The sequence below is a fragment of the Streptomyces morookaense genome, assembly GCF_013030945.1.
Lineage (GTDB): Bacteria > Actinomycetota > Actinomycetes > Streptomycetales > Streptomycetaceae > Streptomyces > Streptomyces morookaensis.
Genome location: NZ_JABBXF010000021.1, coordinates 131745 through 147431 on the forward strand (window position 1 = coordinate 131745; position 15687 = coordinate 147431).

16 protein-coding genes are annotated in these 15687 nt (G+C 70.3%); 11 read left to right on the forward strand and 5 right to left on the reverse strand.

Annotation, left to right across the window (positions count from 1 at the left end):
• Positions 1-1116, reverse strand: coding sequence for a transaldolase (tal, locus tag HG542_RS11425; RefSeq protein ID WP_171080239.1), 1116 nt, complete (start codon positions 1114-1116; stop codon positions 1-3).
• Between the two features lie 35 nt (positions 1117-1151).
• Positions 1152-3233: a transketolase gene (tkt, locus tag HG542_RS11430; protein WP_171080241.1), complete on the reverse strand. Its 2082-nt coding sequence runs from the start codon at positions 3231-3233 to the stop codon at positions 1152-1154.
• 383 nt (positions 3234-3616) lie between these two features.
• Between tkt and HG542_RS11435 the strand changes: the two genes are divergently transcribed.
• The 3 genes from HG542_RS11435 to HG542_RS11445 all read left to right on the forward strand — a co-directional run bounded on the left by HG542_RS11435 (position 3617) and on the right by HG542_RS11445 (position 6059).
• Positions 3617-4558, forward strand: a complete 942-nt coding sequence (locus HG542_RS11435) for a heme o synthase (protein WP_171080243.1) — start codon at positions 3617-3619, stop codon at positions 4556-4558.
• An 86-nt stretch (positions 4559-4644) separates the two neighbouring features.
• Entirely contained in the window at positions 4645-4968 is a 324-nt protein-coding gene (locus HG542_RS11440; protein ID WP_171080245.1) for a hypothetical protein, read from the forward strand.
• Between the two features lie 44 nt (positions 4969-5012).
• Entirely contained in the window at positions 5013-6059 is a 1047-nt protein-coding gene (locus tag HG542_RS11445) for an amidohydrolase (protein WP_171080247.1), read from the forward strand.
• Here the strand turns inward: HG542_RS11445 and HG542_RS11450 are convergent.
• From HG542_RS11450 to HG542_RS11460, 3 genes are all read right to left on the reverse strand, one after another.
• Positions 6032-7030, reverse strand: a complete 999-nt coding sequence (locus HG542_RS11450) for a COX15/CtaA family protein (RefSeq protein WP_171080249.1) — start codon at positions 7028-7030, stop codon at positions 6032-6034. The two genes, HG542_RS11445 and HG542_RS11450, sit on opposite strands and share 28 nt — an antisense overlap.
• 82 nt (positions 7031-7112) lie before the next feature.
• Positions 7113-7826 carry an ABC transporter permease gene (locus HG542_RS11455; protein ID WP_171080304.1) on the reverse strand — a complete coding sequence of 238 codons (714 nt, stop codon included), beginning with the start codon at positions 7824-7826 and terminating at the stop codon, positions 7113-7115.
• A gap of 50 nt (positions 7827-7876) precedes the next feature.
• Positions 7877-8812, reverse strand: a complete 936-nt coding sequence (locus HG542_RS11460; RefSeq protein ID WP_171080251.1) for an ABC transporter ATP-binding protein — start codon at positions 8810-8812, stop codon at positions 7877-7879.
• 172 nt (positions 8813-8984) lie between these two features.
• Here HG542_RS11460 and HG542_RS11465 point away from each other — a divergent pair, with 172 nt between their 5' ends.
• From HG542_RS11465 to HG542_RS11500, 8 genes are all read left to right on the forward strand, one after another.
• Entirely contained in the window at positions 8985-9794 is an 810-nt protein-coding gene (locus HG542_RS11465; RefSeq protein ID WP_373313161.1) for a helix-turn-helix transcriptional regulator, read from the forward strand.
• Positions 9791-11212: a Fe-S cluster assembly protein SufB gene (gene sufB / locus HG542_RS11470; RefSeq protein ID WP_171080252.1), complete on the forward strand. Its 1422-nt coding sequence runs from the start codon at positions 9791-9793 to the stop codon at positions 11210-11212. Before HG542_RS11465 ends, sufB begins: the two co-directional genes overlap by 4 nt.
• 63 nt (positions 11213-11275) lie before the next feature.
• Positions 11276-12454: a Fe-S cluster assembly protein SufD gene (gene sufD / locus HG542_RS11475; protein ID WP_171080253.1), complete on the forward strand. Its 1179-nt coding sequence runs from the start codon at positions 11276-11278 to the stop codon at positions 12452-12454.
• A complete protein-coding gene (locus HG542_RS11480) occupies positions 12451-12771 on the forward strand; it encodes a non-heme iron oxygenase ferredoxin subunit (protein ID WP_171080254.1) in 321 nt (106 codons plus the stop codon). The genes sufD and HG542_RS11480 overlap by 4 nt, the downstream gene beginning before the upstream one ends.
• A gap of 7 nt (positions 12772-12778) precedes the next feature.
• Positions 12779-13543: a Fe-S cluster assembly ATPase SufC gene (gene sufC, locus HG542_RS11485; protein ID WP_171080255.1), complete on the forward strand. Its 765-nt coding sequence runs from the start codon at positions 12779-12781 to the stop codon at positions 13541-13543.
• A 2-nt stretch (positions 13544-13545) separates the two neighbouring features.
• Positions 13546-14799 (forward strand): cysteine desulfurase, encoded by a 1254-nt coding sequence (locus HG542_RS11490; protein ID WP_171080307.1) that lies wholly within the window; start codon positions 13546-13548, stop codon positions 14797-14799.
• Positions 14800-14815: 16 nt separating this feature from the next.
• A complete protein-coding gene (sufU, locus tag HG542_RS11495; RefSeq protein WP_171080256.1) occupies positions 14816-15271 on the forward strand; it encodes a Fe-S cluster assembly sulfur transfer protein SufU in 456 nt (151 codons plus the stop codon).
• A complete protein-coding gene (locus HG542_RS11500) occupies positions 15268-15630 on the forward strand; it encodes a metal-sulfur cluster assembly factor (RefSeq protein WP_171080257.1) in 363 nt (120 codons plus the stop codon). The genes sufU and HG542_RS11500 overlap by 4 nt, the downstream gene beginning before the upstream one ends.
• Positions 15631-15687 lie beyond the last annotated feature (57 nt).

The following is a 15687-nucleotide window of genomic DNA, read 5'->3' on the forward strand; positions in this document are numbered from 1 at the left end:
TCACGCCTCCGGTGCGAGGCGCTTGAGCTCCGCCTCCGTGGACTTGAGCAGGTCGTTCCACGACTGCTCGAACTTGTCGACGCCCTCGTCCTCGAGCAGCTGGACGACCTCGTCGTAGGAGACCCCGAGCTTGGCGAGGGCGTCGAGCTCGGCCTTGGCCTGCTCGTAGGTGCCGCGCACCGTGTCGCCGGTGATCTGCCCGTGGTCCGCGGTGGCCTCCAGCGTGGCCTCCGGCATGGTGTTCACCGTGTTCGGGGCGACCAGGTCGTCCACGTACAGGGTGTCCTTGTAGGCCGGGTCCTTGACGCCGGTCGACGCCCACAGCGGACGCTGCTTGTTGGCGCCGGCCTTCTCCAGGGCCAGCCAGCGGTCCGAGGAGAAGACCTCCTCGTACGCCTGGTACGCCAGACGGGCGTTGGCGAGGGCGGCCTTGCCGCGCAGCGCCTTGGCCTCCTCGGTGCCCAGGGCGTCCAGCCGCTTGTCGATCTCGGTGTCCACGCGGGACACGAAGAAGGACGCGACCGAGTGGATCAGCGACAGGTCCAGGCCGGCGGCCTTGGCCTTCTCCAGACCGGTCAGGTAGGCGTCCATCACGGCGCGGTAGCGCTCGAGGGAGAAGATCAGCGTGACATTGACGCTGATGCCCTTGCCGATGACCTGGGCGATGGCCGGCAGGCCCGCCTTCGTCGCCGGGATCTTGATCAGCGTGTTCGGGCGGTCCACCAGCCACGCCAGCTGCTTGGCCTCGGCCACCGTCGCCACGGTGTCGTGGGCCAGCCGCGGGTCGACCTCGATGGAGACCCGGCCGTCCTGGCCGTCGGTGGCGTCGAAGACCGGGCGCAGGATGTCGGCCGCGTCACGGACGTCCGCCGTGGTGATCATGCGGATGGCTTCCTCGACGGTCACCTTGCGGGCCGCGAGGTCGGTGAGCTGCTGCTCGTAGCCGTCGCCGCCGGAGATCGCCTTCTGGAAGATCGACGGGTTCGTCGTGACGCCCACGACGTGGCTCTGGTCGATCAGCTCGGACAGGTTGCCCGACGTGATGCGCTTGCGGGACAGGTCGTCCAGCCAGATCGCGACGCCTTCGTCGGAGAGGCGCTTGAGTGCGTCTGTCATGGGTCTTGCATCTCCTACAGATAGATAAAGGGGCGTCAGCGGCGGGCGGTGTCGGCGAGCGACTCGCGGGCGGCCTCGACCACGGCCTCGGAGGTCAGGCCGAACTCGCGGTAGAGCACCTTGTAGTCGGCGGAGGCGCCGAAGTGCTCCAGCGAGACGATGCGGCCGGCCTCGCCGACGTAGCGGTGCCAGGTCAGGCCGATGCCCGCCTCGACCGCGACCCGGGCCTTGACGTCGGGCAGCAGCACGCCGTCGCGGTAGGCCTGGTCCTGCTCCTCGAACCACTCGACGGAGGGCATGGAGACCACACGGGTCGGGATGCCCTCGGCCTGCAGCGCCTCGCGGGCCTCGACGGCCAGCTGGACCTCGGAGCCGGTGCCGATCAGGATCACCTGCGGACGGCCGCCCTCGGCCTCGAACAGGACGTAACCGCCCTTGGCCGTGCCCTCGTTGGCCTCGTACGTCGGGACGTTCTGGCGGGTGAGGGCCAGACCGTGCGGCGCGGGCTTGGTGGCGTGGCGCTTGGTGATCTCGCGCCAGGCGATGGCGGTCTCGTTGGCGTCGGCCGGGCGGACCATGTTCAGGCCCGGGATGGCGCGCAGCGCGGCCATGTGCTCGACCGGCTGGTGCGTCGGGCCGTCCTCGCCGAGGCCGATGGAGTCGTGCGTCCACACGTAGGTGACCGGCAGCTTCATCAGTGCGGCCAGGCGCACGGCCGGGCGCATGTAGTCGGAGAACACCAGGAAGGTGCCGCCGTAGACACGGGTGTTGCCGTGCAGCGCGATGCCGTTCATGGTCGAACCCATGGCGTGCTCGCGGATGCCGAAGTGGATGGTGCGGCCGTAGGGGTTGGCCTCCGGCAGCGGGTTGCCCTTCGGCAGGAAGGACGACGACGCGTCGATCGTGGTGTTGTTCGAGCCGGCCAGGTCGGCGGAGCCGCCCCACAGCTCGGGGATCACGCCGCCCAGCGCCTTGAGGACCTCGCCGGACGCCTTGCGGGTCGCGACGTCCTTGCCCGCCGGGAAGACCGGAACGGCCTTCTCCCAGCCGTCGGGCAGCTCGCCCGCGACGATGCGGTCGAACTCGGCGGCGCGCTCCGGGTTGGCCTCGCGCCACTGCAGGATGCGCTTGTCCCAGTTCGCGTGGGCCTCGCGGCCGCGGTCGACGACCTTGCGGACGTGCGCGAAGACCTCGTCCTCGACCTGGAAGTGCTGCTCGGGGTCGAAGCCCATGACCTTCTTGGTCGCGGCGACCTCCTCGGCACCCAGCGCCGAGCCGTGCGAGGCCTCGGTGTTCTGGGCGTTCGGGGCGGGCCAGGCGATGATCGTGCGGGCCGCGATGATCGACGGACGCTCGGTCTCCTCCTGAGCGGCCTTCAGCGCCGCGTACAGGGCGTGGATGTCGAAGTCGCCGTTGGGGGCCTGCTCGATGCGCTGGACGTGCCAGCCGTAGGCCTCGTAGCGCTTGAGGACGTCCTCGGAGAAGGCCGTCTCGGTGTCGCCCTCGATCGAGATGTGGTTGTCGTCGTACAGCGCGACGATGTTGCCCAGCTTCTGGTGCCCGGCCAGCGAGGACGCCTCGGCGGAGATGCCCTCCTCCAGGTCGCCGTCGGAGACGATCGCCCAGATGGTGTGGTCGAACGGCGACTCGCCCTGCGGGGCCTCCGGGTCGAACAGACCGCGCTCGTAGCGGGCGGCCATGGCCATGCCCACCGCGTTGGCGATGCCCTGGCCCAGCGGGCCGGTGGTGGTCTCGACGCCGCGGGTGTGACCGTGCTCGGGGTGGCCGGGGGTCTTGCTGTCCCAGGTGCGGAACGCCTTGAGGTCCGCCAGCTCCAGGCCGTAGCCCGCCATGAACAGCTGGATGTACAGCGTCAGGCTGGTGTGGCCGGGGGAGAGCACGAACCGGTCACGGCCGGTCCAGCCGGCGTCGTTCGGGTCGTGCCGCATCATCTTCTGGAACAGCAGGTAGGCGGCCGGAGCAAGGCTCATGGCCGTGCCCGGATGGCCGTTGCCGACCTTCTGCACGGAGTCCATGGCCAGGACTCGGGCGGTATCAACGGCCCGCTGGTCCAGTTCGGTCCATTCGAGGTCTGTGGTGGTCGGCTTGTTGCTCACCCTCGGTCAGGGCTCCTCTCCACATGTTCTGTTTGCCGGGGGCGGTATTCCGCCACGACGCGGCGCTGTCGAGCCTACCCCCGTCGGGACGCGCATCTTTTCGACGTGCAGTCGGCTGCCCGGCACTCGCTCCCCGCAACCGGATGACGCGGGCGGACATTCCCGTCGGGCGAGACCGTCCACTGTTTCCAGCCTGACGGGTGCGCGACGGGCCCGCCTCCCGAACGAGACCGTTCTGTCATGTTCCGCCGCCCCGCCAACACGAGCCCACCCCGGCGGAGGCCGCGGTATCGCCTGCGTCTAAAGTGGCGTGGTACGCGCAAGTCTTTACGGGGTTTCCTGCCCGGATGTGCTTGCTGGCCTTATCTCTGTCAGGGGTGTGCGTGACGGCCGTCGAATCCCGTCCGGCGGGGGTGCTTTCTGAGAGTCCTGTGCGCAGGCCCTTCGGGGCTCGCGTCAAGGGCTTCGTGGCACTGACGAAGCCGCGCGTCATCGAGCTGTTGCTGATGACGACGGTGCCGGTGATGTTCCTCGCCGCACAGGGCGTTCCGGACCTCGGTCTGGTCCTGGCCACGTGCATCGGCGGTTACCTCTCGGCCGGCGGCGCGGGCGCGTTCAACATGTACTACGACCGGGACATCGACGCCTTGATGGACCGGACGTCCCAGCGCCCGCTCGTCACCGGCATGGTCTCGCCCCGCGAGTGCCTGGTGTTCGCCACGGCGCTCACCGTCGTGTCGACCGTGTGGTTCTGGTTCCTGGTCAACCCGCTGTCGGCGATGCTCTCCCTCGGCGCGTCGCTCTTCTACACCGTCGTCTACACGATGATCCTCAAGCGCCGTACCGCGCAGAACATCGTGTGGGGCGGCATCGCGGGCTGCCTGCCGGTCATCATCGGCTGGTCCGCGGTGCGGAACGAGGTCTCCTGGGCCTCGCTGATCCTCTTCCTGGTCATCTTCTTCTGGACGCCGCCGCACTACTGGCCGCTGTCGATGAAGGTGAAGGACGACTACGAGCGGGCCAACGTGCCGATGCTGCCCGTGGTGGCCGGCAACAAGGCCGTGGCGCGGCAGATCGTCCTGTACAGCTGGGTGATGGTGGGCGTGTCCCTGCTGCTCCAGCCGCTGGGCTACACGGGCTGGTTCTACACGGCCGTGGCGGTGCTGTGCGGCGGCTTCTGGCTGAAGGAGGCGCATGCGCTTCAGGCTCGCGCCAAGGCCGGGATCACCGGGGCGAAGCTGAAGGAGATGCGGCTGTTCCACTGGTCGATCACCTATGTGTCGCTCCTGTTCACTGCGGTGGCGATCGACCCGTTCCTCAGGTAGTTCTTCGGCTGAAGGCCGGTTTGGGCTGGTCGCGCAGTTCCCCGCGCCCCTATCGGGGCGCCCTACTCGCCGGTAGCATCCAGTCCATGGCAGACACCAAGCAGGCACAGCGCCAAGCGTCCCGCCTCGCGAAGCAGATCACCGCGTTCGCCAAAGCCCACGGCGGGAGCGCGGAGGGGCAGCTGGCGCACATAGGGCGGGGCACCACCCGGATCGCGCTCGTGGGCGCCGACGGCGCCTGGGGCACCCTCGTCGCGCGCTCCTACGACACGGCCCAGCAGGCCGCCGAGGCCGCCGGGCTGGCGTTGCAGGACACCTTCGACGGCGAGCTCGCCGCCAAGGTCCGCACCGGTCCGTACGAGTGGTCCCGGATGGCCGGCATCCAGCTCGGCGGTCCCGCCAATAACTGACGCCGCCCTTCACCCGTTAGAAGCGACGGGAGGGGAGGGCGCGCATGGACGGCATACCGCCGCTCGTGGACCAGTACAGCCGTGGCGCCGTCCACGGCGAACTGGGGATCGGGGTGTTCGAGCGGCATCTGGCGGAGGCTGCCGGGTCCACCGGGCCGGCCCCGCCCGGCACCAGCTTCTTCGACAGCCGCGCCGGCCTCGCCGTGCGCCGCTGGTGCCCGCCGCTGCTGGGCCTGGAGCCCCACTGCCCGCCCGTCCACTACCTGGCCCGGCGCCGCGAGCTGGGCGCCTACCGGTCCGGGCAGCTGCTGCTGCGTGGTGCCGGGATCGGTACGTTCCTGCTGGAGTCCGGCCGTCCGGGTGAAATCACCTCGCCCGCCGAGCTCGCCTGCGCGGCGGAAGGCCGCGCCCACGAGGTCGTCCGGCTCGAACAGCTGGCCGCCCGGATCGCGGACAGCTGTGAGGGCGCCGACGCCTTCCTCGCCCGCACGGCCGAGGCGCTCCACGCGGCTGCCCGCACCGCCACCGCGTTCGCCTCCGGTGCCGCGGGCTGCGACGGGAGCCCGCCCGGCGCCGCCGAGGTGCGCGATGCGGCGGGGAACTGGCTGCGGACACGTCGCAGGGGCGCGCCGCCGGCCGGCCAGATCCTGGCCCGGCATCTGCTGTGGAGTGCGGTGGCCGTCGGCCTGCCCGTCCAGCTGCACTGCCCCGACCCGCAGCGGCTGACCGGCTTCCTGCGGGCCACCGCGGGTACGGGCACTGATCTGGTGCTGCTGCCCGACCCCTGGCGGCACCGCCAGGCGGCCCGGCTGGCCGCCGTCTTCCCGCATGTCTACGCGGACGTGGGCACGCGCCCCGAAGAGACCCTGCGCGAAGCGCCGTTCGGCAAACTGCTGTTCTCGACCGGCGCCCGCGCCCTGGCGGAGCTGTACGTGGTGGCCGCGCGGCTGTTCGTGCGGGCCATGGAGAAGCTGATGGGCGACTGGGTCGCGGACGGCTGGTGCCGGCTGGCCGAGGCGGGGCGGATCGTCTCGCTCGTGGCGGCCGGCACCGCCCGCCGGGTCTACCGGCTGGACGTGGCCGCGGGCTGACCGGCGTCCGCGTCCGCCACGGGCGCGGACGGCGCCGGCACCGCGGCCGCCTCGCCGCGCTCGCGCAGCGACAGGGCGACGCGCAGCGCGGCGATCCAGACCAGGCAGGAGCCCAACATGTGGACGCCGACGACGACTTCGGGCGAGTCGTTGAAGTACTGCACGTAGCCCACGACGCCCTGCAGCATCAGGACCGCGAACAGCTCCACCACACGGCGGCGCGGCCCCTCGGGCGCCTGCACGGCGCGCAGGGTGAACCACAGGGCGACCGTCAGGCCGATCACGATGTAGACGAAGTCCACGTGCAGCTGGGTGATTTCGTGCCAGTCCAGCGGGATGCGGCGCACACCGGCCGAGGCGTCGCCCGCGTGCTTGCCCGCGCCGGTGACCACGGTGCCGACCACGATCAGCAGCAGGGTGGCGGCCACCAGCACCCGGCTGAGCTCCCGGACCGGACGGGCCACCAGGTCGCGCGGCTCGTCGTCGCCCTCGCAGGAGCGCTGCCAGGTCAGCACGGCCACCGTCAGCAGGGCGGTCGACAGCAGGAAGTGCGCGCTGACGATGTACGGGTTCAGACCCGTCAGCACGGTGACGCCGCCGACCACGGCGTTGCCCATGACGACCCAGAACTGCGCCCAGCCGAGCCGGGTGAGGGAGCGGCGCCACGGGGCACGCGCGCGTGCCGCGATGATCACCACGCCGACGACCGCGCACAGCACATACGTCAGCATGCGGTTGCTGAACTCGATCACGCCGTTGATGCCCATCGCCGGGGTCGGCGTGAGGCTCTGGTCCGTGCACGTCGGCCAGGTCGGGCAGCCGAGCCCGGACTGGGTGAGCCGGACCGCGCCGCCCGTCACGACGATGATCACGGCCATGACGACGGAGGTCAGTGCGGCCTGCCGGACGAAGCGTGCGGAGGGCTGCCAGCGGTCGGCGATGATCTGGAGGGGATTCGGCATGTTCGGCACGAGCTCATCGTAGAGGCCTGCTTGTGCACGGATTCACGAGGGCCCCGGTTGTGGCGTCGCTCCCGGCCGTCGCTCCCGGCCGTCACTCCCAGCGGAAGAGCCGTCCCGCCGCGCCCAGGCCCAGGACCGCCCAGCCCGCGAGGATGCCGAGGTCGGCCCACGGCATGCCCGCGCCGTCGCGCAGGACGTCCCGCAGCCCGCCCGACAGGGCCGACACGGGCAGCAGCCGGAGGACCTCCTGGGCGGCACCGAACTTCTCCAGCGGCACGATCACACCGCCGCCGACGAGCAGCAGCAGGAAGACCAGATTGGCCGCGGCCAGCGTCGCCTCGGCCTTGAGCGTGCCGGCCATCAGCAGGCCGAGGCCGGAGAACGCGGCCGTGCCGAGGACGAGCAGCAGCAGGACGGCCAGCGGGTTGCCGTGCGGCGACCAGCCGAGCGCGAAGGCGATCGCGGTCAGCAGGACGATCTGCAGGACCTCGGTGACGAGCACCGAGCAGGTCTTCGCCGTCATCAGCGCCCAGCGCGGCAGCGGCGACGTGCCGAGCCGCTTGAGCACGCCGTACCGCCGCTCGAAGCCGGTCGCGATGGCCTGGCCGGTGAAGGCCGTGGACATCACGGCCAGCGCGAGGATGCCGGGGGCGAGGAAGTCGACGGACCTGCCCTTGCCGGTGTCGACGATGTCCACGCTGCTGAAGAGCGTCAGCAGGAGGGTGGGGATGACCACGGTGAGCAGCAGCTGCTCGCCGTTGCGCAGCAGCATCCGCGTCTCCAGCGCCGCCTGCGCCCGGATCATCCGGGGGAGCGGGGCGGCGCCGGGCTTCGGGGCGAAGGTTCCGGTGGCGGTCACTTGCGCAGCTCCTTGCCGGTCAGCTCCATGAAGACGTCCTCCAGCGTGTGCCGTTCCACCGTTATGCGGTCCGGCATGACGCCGTGCTGGGCGCACCAGGTGGTCACGGTGGCCAGGAGCTGGGGGCCGACCTCGCCGCTGACGCGGTAGCTGCCGGGGGTCAGTTCGACGGCGGCGGACTCGGCGGGCAGGGCCTTGAGGAGGCCGGCCAGGTCCAGGCCGGGGCGGCCGTTGAAGCGCAGGGTGTTCTCGGCGCCGCCGCGGCACAGCTCCTCGGGGCTGCCCTGGGCGACGACCCGGCCGCCGTCGACGATCGCGACGTCGCGGGCCAGCGCCTCGGCCTCCTCCATGTGGTGCGTGGTCAGCACGACCGTCACACCGTCCGCGCACAGGTCCCGCACCAGGTCCCAGGTGGCGTGCCGGGCCTGCGGATCCAGGCCCGCGGTCGGCTCGTCGAGGAAGACCAGTTCGGGCCGGCCGACGACGGCCATGGCGAGGGAGAGCCGCTGCTGCTGCCCGCCGGACAGCCGCCGGTAGGGGGTGCGGCCGCAGGAGCCGAGGCCCAGGCGCTCGGCCAGGGCGTCCACGTCCAGCGGGTGGGCGTGCAGCGACGCCATGTGCCGCAGCATCTCGTCCGCACGGGCGCCCGCGTAGATCCCGCCGCTCTGCAGCATCACACCCACGCGCGGGCGCAGGGCGGCCGCGTCGGCGACGGGGTCGAGGCCCAGGACGCGGACGGTGCCGGCGTCGGGGCGGCGGTAGCCCTCGCACATCTCGATGGTGGTGGTCTTCCCGGCCCCGTTGGGGCCGAGGACGGCGGTGAGGCCGCCGGCCGCGACGGTCAGGTCGAGCCCGTCCACGGCGGTCTTCGTCCCGTACCGCTTGACGAGGCCGCGGACCTCGACGGCGGGCTCTGAGCTGGCGCTGCGCATGGCGGGAAGTCTACGAACCCGGAGCCGCCGCGGACCCCGCCGGGGTGTGCGGAACCCGCCTCCGCAGTGATCCACATCGGTGCTGGTTAGGTGACCCTTAGTGATCGAGACCACCGCCGGGTCCCCCGGACGCCGCTTGTCGCCGTCCCGGCAATTACGCAACAATGGTGTTGTGAAATACGCGGGCAAGGCTCCTCACAGCCCCGTGGCCAGGCCGGACGGCCCGGCCGCCGGGCAGGGCATGCCCGTACCCGCACGCGACGTACCCCGCGTCCATGCTCTCGACGAGCAGCGCGGCACGCGGAACCGCGTCGCCCGGTCCATCCTCGACCACGGCCCGTCCACCGCGGCCGAGCTGGCGGTGCGCCTGGAGCTCACCCCTGCGGCCGTCCGCCGCCACCTCGACACCCTCCTCGCCGAGGGCGTCGTCGAGGCCCGGGACAAGCGGGTCTACGGAGCGCGCGGACGCGGCCGCCCCGCCAAGGTCTTCGCGCTCACCGACTGCGGGCGCGACGCCTTCGACCAGGCCTACGACAAGCTCGCGCAGGACGCCCTGCGCTGGATCGCCCAGTCCGCGGGCGGCGGGGCCAGGGGCGAGGCCGCCGTGGCCGCCTTCGCCCGCGCGCGACTGGCCGCGCAGGCGGAGAACTGGCAGGCCGCCCTGGCGGCGGCCGGCCCCGAGGACCGCGCACAGGTCCTGGCCGGGGCATTGACCGCGGACGGGTACGCTGCTACGGCGCGCAGCGCACCGGTCGGCGAACAGCTCTGCCAGCACCACTGCCCGGTCGCCCATGTCGCCGAGCAGTACCCGCAGCTGTGCGAGGCGGAGACCGAGGTCTTCTCCCGCCTGCTCGGGACTCATGTGCAGCGTCTGGCCACCATCGCCCACGGCGACGGAGTGTGCACGACGTTCATTCCCAAGAGCAGCACCCCCAAGACCACCGAAGCATCCACCAGCACGGCCGGGAGGAACCCCGCATGACTCTCCCCACGGAGACTGCCCACCCCGAACTCGAGGGCCTGGGCACCTACGAATACGGCTGGGCCGACTCCGACGAGGCCGGTGCCGCGGCGAAGCGCGGCCTTTCCGAGGAGGTCGTCCGCGACATCTCGGCGAAGAAGTCCGAGCCCGAGTGGATGCTCAAGCTGCGTCTCAAGGGCCTGCGGCTCTTCGACAAGAAGCCCATGCCGACCTGGGGCTCCGACCTCTCCGGCATCGACTTCGACAACATCAAGTACTTCGTGCGCTCCACGGAGAAGCAGGCCGCCACCTGGGAGGACCTGCCCCAGGACATCAAGAACACCTACGACAAGCTGGGCATCCCCGAGGCGGAGAAGCAGCGCCTGGTCGCCGGTGTCGCCGCGCAGTACGAGTCCGAGGTCGTCTACCACCAGATCCGCGAGGACCTGGAGGAGCAGGGCGTCATCTTCCTGGACACCGACACCGCCCTGAAGGAGCACCCGGAGCTCTTCCAGGAGTACTTCGGCACGGTCATCCCGGTCGGTGACAACAAGTTCGCCTCGCTGAACACCGCCGTGTGGTCCGGCGGCTCCTTCATCTACGTCCCGCCGGGCGTCCACGTCGACATCCCGCTGCAGGCCTACTTCCGTATCAACACGGAGAACATGGGCCAGTTCGAGCGGACCCTGATCATCGTCGACGAGAACGCCTATGTGCACTACGTCGAGGGCTGCACCGCCCCGATCTACTCCTCGGACTCGCTGCACAGCGCCGTCGTCGAGATCATCGTCAAGAAGGGCGGCCGCTGCCGCTACACGACGATCCAGAACTGGTCGAACAACGTCTACAACCTGGTCACCAAGCGCGCCGTGGCCTACGAGGGCGCGACCATGGAGTGGGTCGACGGCAACATCGGCTCCAAGGTGACCATGAAGTACCCCGCGGTCTACCTGATGGGCGAGCACGCCAAGGGCGAGACCCTGTCCATCGCCTTCTCCGGCGAGGGCCAGCACCAGGACGCCGGCGCCAAGATGGTCCACATGGCGCCGAACACCTCCTCCAACATCGTCTCCAAGTCGGTGGCGCGAGGCGGCGGCCGCACCTCCTACCGCGGTCTGATCGAGATCGGCGAGGGCGCCAAGGGCGCCAAGTCCAACGTGCTGTGCGACGCCCTGCTGGTGGACACCATCTCCCGCTCGGACACCTACCCCTACGTCGACGTCCGCGAGGACGACGTCTCCATGGGCCACGAGGCGACCGTCTCCAAGGTCAGCGAGGACCAGCTCTTCTACCTGATGAGCCGCGGTCTCTCCGAGGACGAGGCCATGGCGATGATCGTGCGCGGCTTCGTCGAGCCGATCGCCCGCGAGCTCCCCATGGAGTACGCGCTGGAGCTCAACCGGCTGATCGAGCTGCAGATGGAAGGCGCGGTCGGCTAGCCCCGGCGCACCTCCCGGACCGCAGCGAACCCTTTGTGACAGGAAGAGAGCACGACGACAGCCATGGCTGACAACACTCCCGCCGGCAGCACGACCGACGGCGCCATCCAGGTGGGCGGCCCCCGCCAGCCCATCGACGCCCGGGTCAGCGCCCCCGCCTCGTACGACGTCGCGGACTTCCCCGTGCCGCACGGCCGCGAGGAGGAGTGGCGGTTCACCCCGCTGGAGCGCCTGCGCGGTCTGCACGACGGCACGGCCGTGGCGGACGGCGGCGTCAAGGTCGAGGTGGAGGCCCCCGAGGGCGTCACCGTCGAGACCGTCGGCCGGGACGACGCCCGCCTCGGCAGGGCCGGCAAGCCGGTCGACCGGGTCGCCGCCCAGGCCTACAGCTCCTTCGAGAAGGCCTCGGTCGTCTCCGTCCCGAAGGAGACGGTGCTCACCGAGCCCGTCCGCATCTCCGTGCACGGAGAGGGCGGGGTCGCCTTCGGCCACCAGGTCGTCGAGGTCGGCGCGTTCGCCGAGGCCGTCGTCGTCATCGACCACACCGGTGACGCCACCCTCGCCGCCAACGTCGAGTTCCTGATCGGCGACGGCGCCAAGCTCACGGTCGTCTCCGTCCAGGACTGGGACGGCACCGCGGTGCACGCCGGCCAGCACACCGCGCTCGTCGGCCGCGACGCCTCCTTCAAGTCCGTGATCGTCACCTTCGGCGGCGACCTGGTCCGGCTGCACCCCCGCGTCGTCTACGGCGCCCCGGGCGGCGAGGCCGAGCTCTACGGTCTGTACTTCACCGACCAGGGCCAGCACCAGGAGCACCGCCTCTTCGTCGACCACGACACCCCGCACTGCCGCAGCAACGTCGCCTACAAGGGCGCGCTGCAGGGCAAGGACGCCCACGCGGTCTGGATCGGCGACGTGCTGATCCGCGCCGAGGCCGAGGGCACCGACACCTACGAGCTCAACCGGAACCTCGTCCTCACCGACGGCGCCCGCGTCGACTCCGTGCCCAACCTGGAGATCGAGACGGGCGAGATCGTCGGGGCCGGCCACGCCTCGGCCACCGGCCGCTTCGACGACGAGCAGCTGTTCTACCTGATGGCCCGCGGCATCCCGGCCGACGAGGCCCGCCGTCTGGTGGTCCGCGGCTTCTTCGCCGAGCTTGTGCAGCAGATCGGCATCCCCGACCTGGAGGAGCGCCTCCTCGCCAAGATCGAGACGGAGCTGGAGGCGTCGGTCGCATGAACGACTTCGTCCGCGCCTGTGGTCTGAGCGAGCTCGAGGAGGACACTCCGAAGCGGGTCGAGCTCGGCGGCACCCCGGTCGCCGTCGTCCGCACCGAGGGCGAGGTGTTCGCGGTCAACGACATCTGCTCGCACGCGAACGTCTCCCTCTCCGAGGGCGAGGTGGAGAACTGCCACATCGAGTGCTGGCTGCACGGCTCCAGCTTCGACCTGCGCACCGGCAAGCCAGATTGCCTCCCCGCGACGCAGCCCATCCCCGTATACCCCGTCAAGATCGAAGGGGACGACGTGCTCGTCTCCGTCACCCAGGAGTCCTGAGTTCCCCATGGCAACGCTTGAGATTCACGACCTGCACGTCTCCGTCGACGCCGAAAACGGCCCCCGGGAGATCCTGCGTGGCGTCGACCTGACCGTGAAGCAGGGCGAGACCCACGCCATCATGGGCCCCAACGGCTCCGGCAAGTCCACCCTGGCCTACTCGCTGGCCGGTCACCCCAAGTACACGATCACCGGCGGTACCGTCACCCTCGACGGCGAGGACGTCCTGGAGATGTCCGTCGACGAGCGCGCCCGCGCCGGCGTCTTCCTCGCCATGCAGTACCCGGTCGAGGTCCCCGGCGTCTCGGTCTCCAACTTCCTGCGCACCTCCGCCACCGCCGTCCGCGGCGAGGCCCCCAAGCTGCGCACCTGGGTGAAGGAGGTCAAGGAGGCCATGCAGCGGCTCCAGATGGACCCCGCCTTCGCCGAGCGCAACGTCAACGAGGGCTTCTCCGGCGGTGAGAAGAAGCGCCACGAGATCCTCCAGCTGGAGCTCCTCAAGCCGAAGATCGCGATCCTCGACGAGACCGACTCCGGTCTCGACGTCGACGCCCTGCGCATCGTCTCCGAGGGCGTCAACCGGGTCCGTGAGACCGGCGAGGTCGGCACCCTGCTGATCACCCACTACACGCGCATCCTGCGCTACATCAAGCCCGACTTCGTGCACGTCTTCGCCGGCGGCAAGATCGTCGAGTCCGGCGGCGCCGAGCTCGCCGACAAGCTGGAGAACGAGGGCTACGAGGCGTACGTGAAGGGTGGCGTAACGGCGTGACCATACTGCTGCCGGGCCTGCTCGACACCGACGCGATCCGCAAGGACTTCCCCATCCTGGACCGCACGGTCCACGGCGGGAAGAAGCTCGTCTACCTGGACAACGCGGCCACCTCCCAGAAGCCGCGCCAGGTGCTCGACGTGCTCAACGAGCACTACGAGCAGCACAACGCCAATGTCCACCGCGGTGTGCACGTCCTCGCCGAGGAGGCCACGGCGCTGTACGAGGGCGCGCGCGACAAGATCGCCGCGTTCATCAACGCGCCGAGCCGCGACGAGGTGATCTTCACCAAGAACGCCTCGGAGTCCCTCAACCTCGTGGCCAACATGCTCGGCTGGGCCGACGAGCCCTACCGGGTCGACCACGACACCGAGATCGTCATCACGGAGATGGAGCACCACTCCAACATCGTTCCCTGGCAGCTGCTCTCGCAGCGCACGGGCGCGAAGCTGAAGTGGTTCGGCCTCACCGACGACGGCCGCCTGGACCTGTCCAACATCGACGAGATCATCACGGAGAAGACCAAGGTCGTCTCCTTCGTGCTGGTCTCCAACATCCTGGGCACGCTCAACCCGGTCGAGGCGATCGTGCGCCGCGCCCAGCAGGTCGGCGCGCTCGTCGTCGTCGACGCCTCGCAGGCCGCGCCGCACATGCCGCTGGACGTCCAGGCGCTCCAGGCCGACTTCGTGGCCTTCACCGGCCACAAGATGTGCGGCCCGGACGGCATCGGTGTGCTGTGGGGCCGCCAGGAGCTGCTGGAGGACCTCCCGCCGTTCCTCGGCGGCGGCGAGATGATCGAGACCGTCTCGATGCACTCCTCCACCTACGCCCCCGCGCCGCACAAGTTCGAGGCCGGTACGCCCCCGATCGCCCAGGCCGTCGGCCTCGGCGCCGCGGTGGACTACCTCACCTCGATCGGCATGGAGCGCATCGCGCGCCACGAGCACGCGATCACCGAGTACGCCATCCAGCGCCTGCAGGAGATCCCCGACCTGCGGATCATCGGCCCCGTCACGGCCGAGGACCGCGGTGCCGCGATCTCCTTCACGCTCGGCGACATCCACCCGCACGACGTGGGCCAGGTCCTCGACGAGCAGGGCATCGCGGTCCGGGTCGGCCACCACTGTGCCCGCCCCGTCTGCCTGCGGTACGGAATTCCTGCGACCACGCGGGCGTCGTTCTACCTGTACTCCACGCCTGCCGAGGTCGACGCGCTGGTCGAGGGCCTGGAGCACGTCCGGAACTTCTTCGGCTGACGAATGGGCGCTCACTGTGAAGCTTGATTCGATGTACCAGGACGTCATCCTGGACCACTACAAGAACCCGCACGGCCGGGGTCTGCGGGATGGCGACGCCGAGGTGCACCACGTCAACCCGACGTGCGGCGACGAGATCACGCTGCGCGTCCGGCTGGCGGGCGAGAAGATCGAGGACGTCTCGTACGAGGGCCAGGGCTGCTCCATCAGCCAGGCCAGCGCCTCCGTGCTCAACGAGTTGCTCGTGGGCAAGGAGCTCGCCGAGGCGCAGCGGATCCAGGAGACCTTCCTGGAACTGATGCAGTCCAAGGGCCGCATCGAGCCGGACGACGCGATGGAGGAGGTCCTGGAGGACGCCGTCGCGTTCGCGGGCGTCTCCAAGTACCCCGCCCGGGTGAAGTGTGCTCTGCTGAGCTGGATGGCGTGGAAGGACGCGACGGCGAAGGCGCTGTCCGAAGGGAAGACCGCATGAGCGAGAACGTGACCGACGCCGCGGCGGAGTCCGCCCCGGCGACGACCAAGCCGGCCACGGAGGAGGAGGTCCGAGAGGCCCTCTACGACGTGGTCGACCCCGAGCTGGGCATCGACGTCGTCAACCTCGGCCTGATCTACGGCATCCACATCGACGACGCCAATATCGCCACCCTCGACATGACCCTGACGTCCGCGGCCTGCCCGCTGACCGATGTCATCGAGGACCAGGCGAAGTCGGCGACCGAGGGCATCGTCAACGAGCTCCGCATCAACTGGGTGTGGATGCCGCCGTGGGGCCCCGACAAGATCACCGACGACGGCCGCGAGCAGCTGCGGGCGCTCGGGTTCAACGTCTGAGTCCGTCCGGTACGCGTACAGCCCGTCCCCTGGTCCAGGGGACGGGCTGTTGCCGTG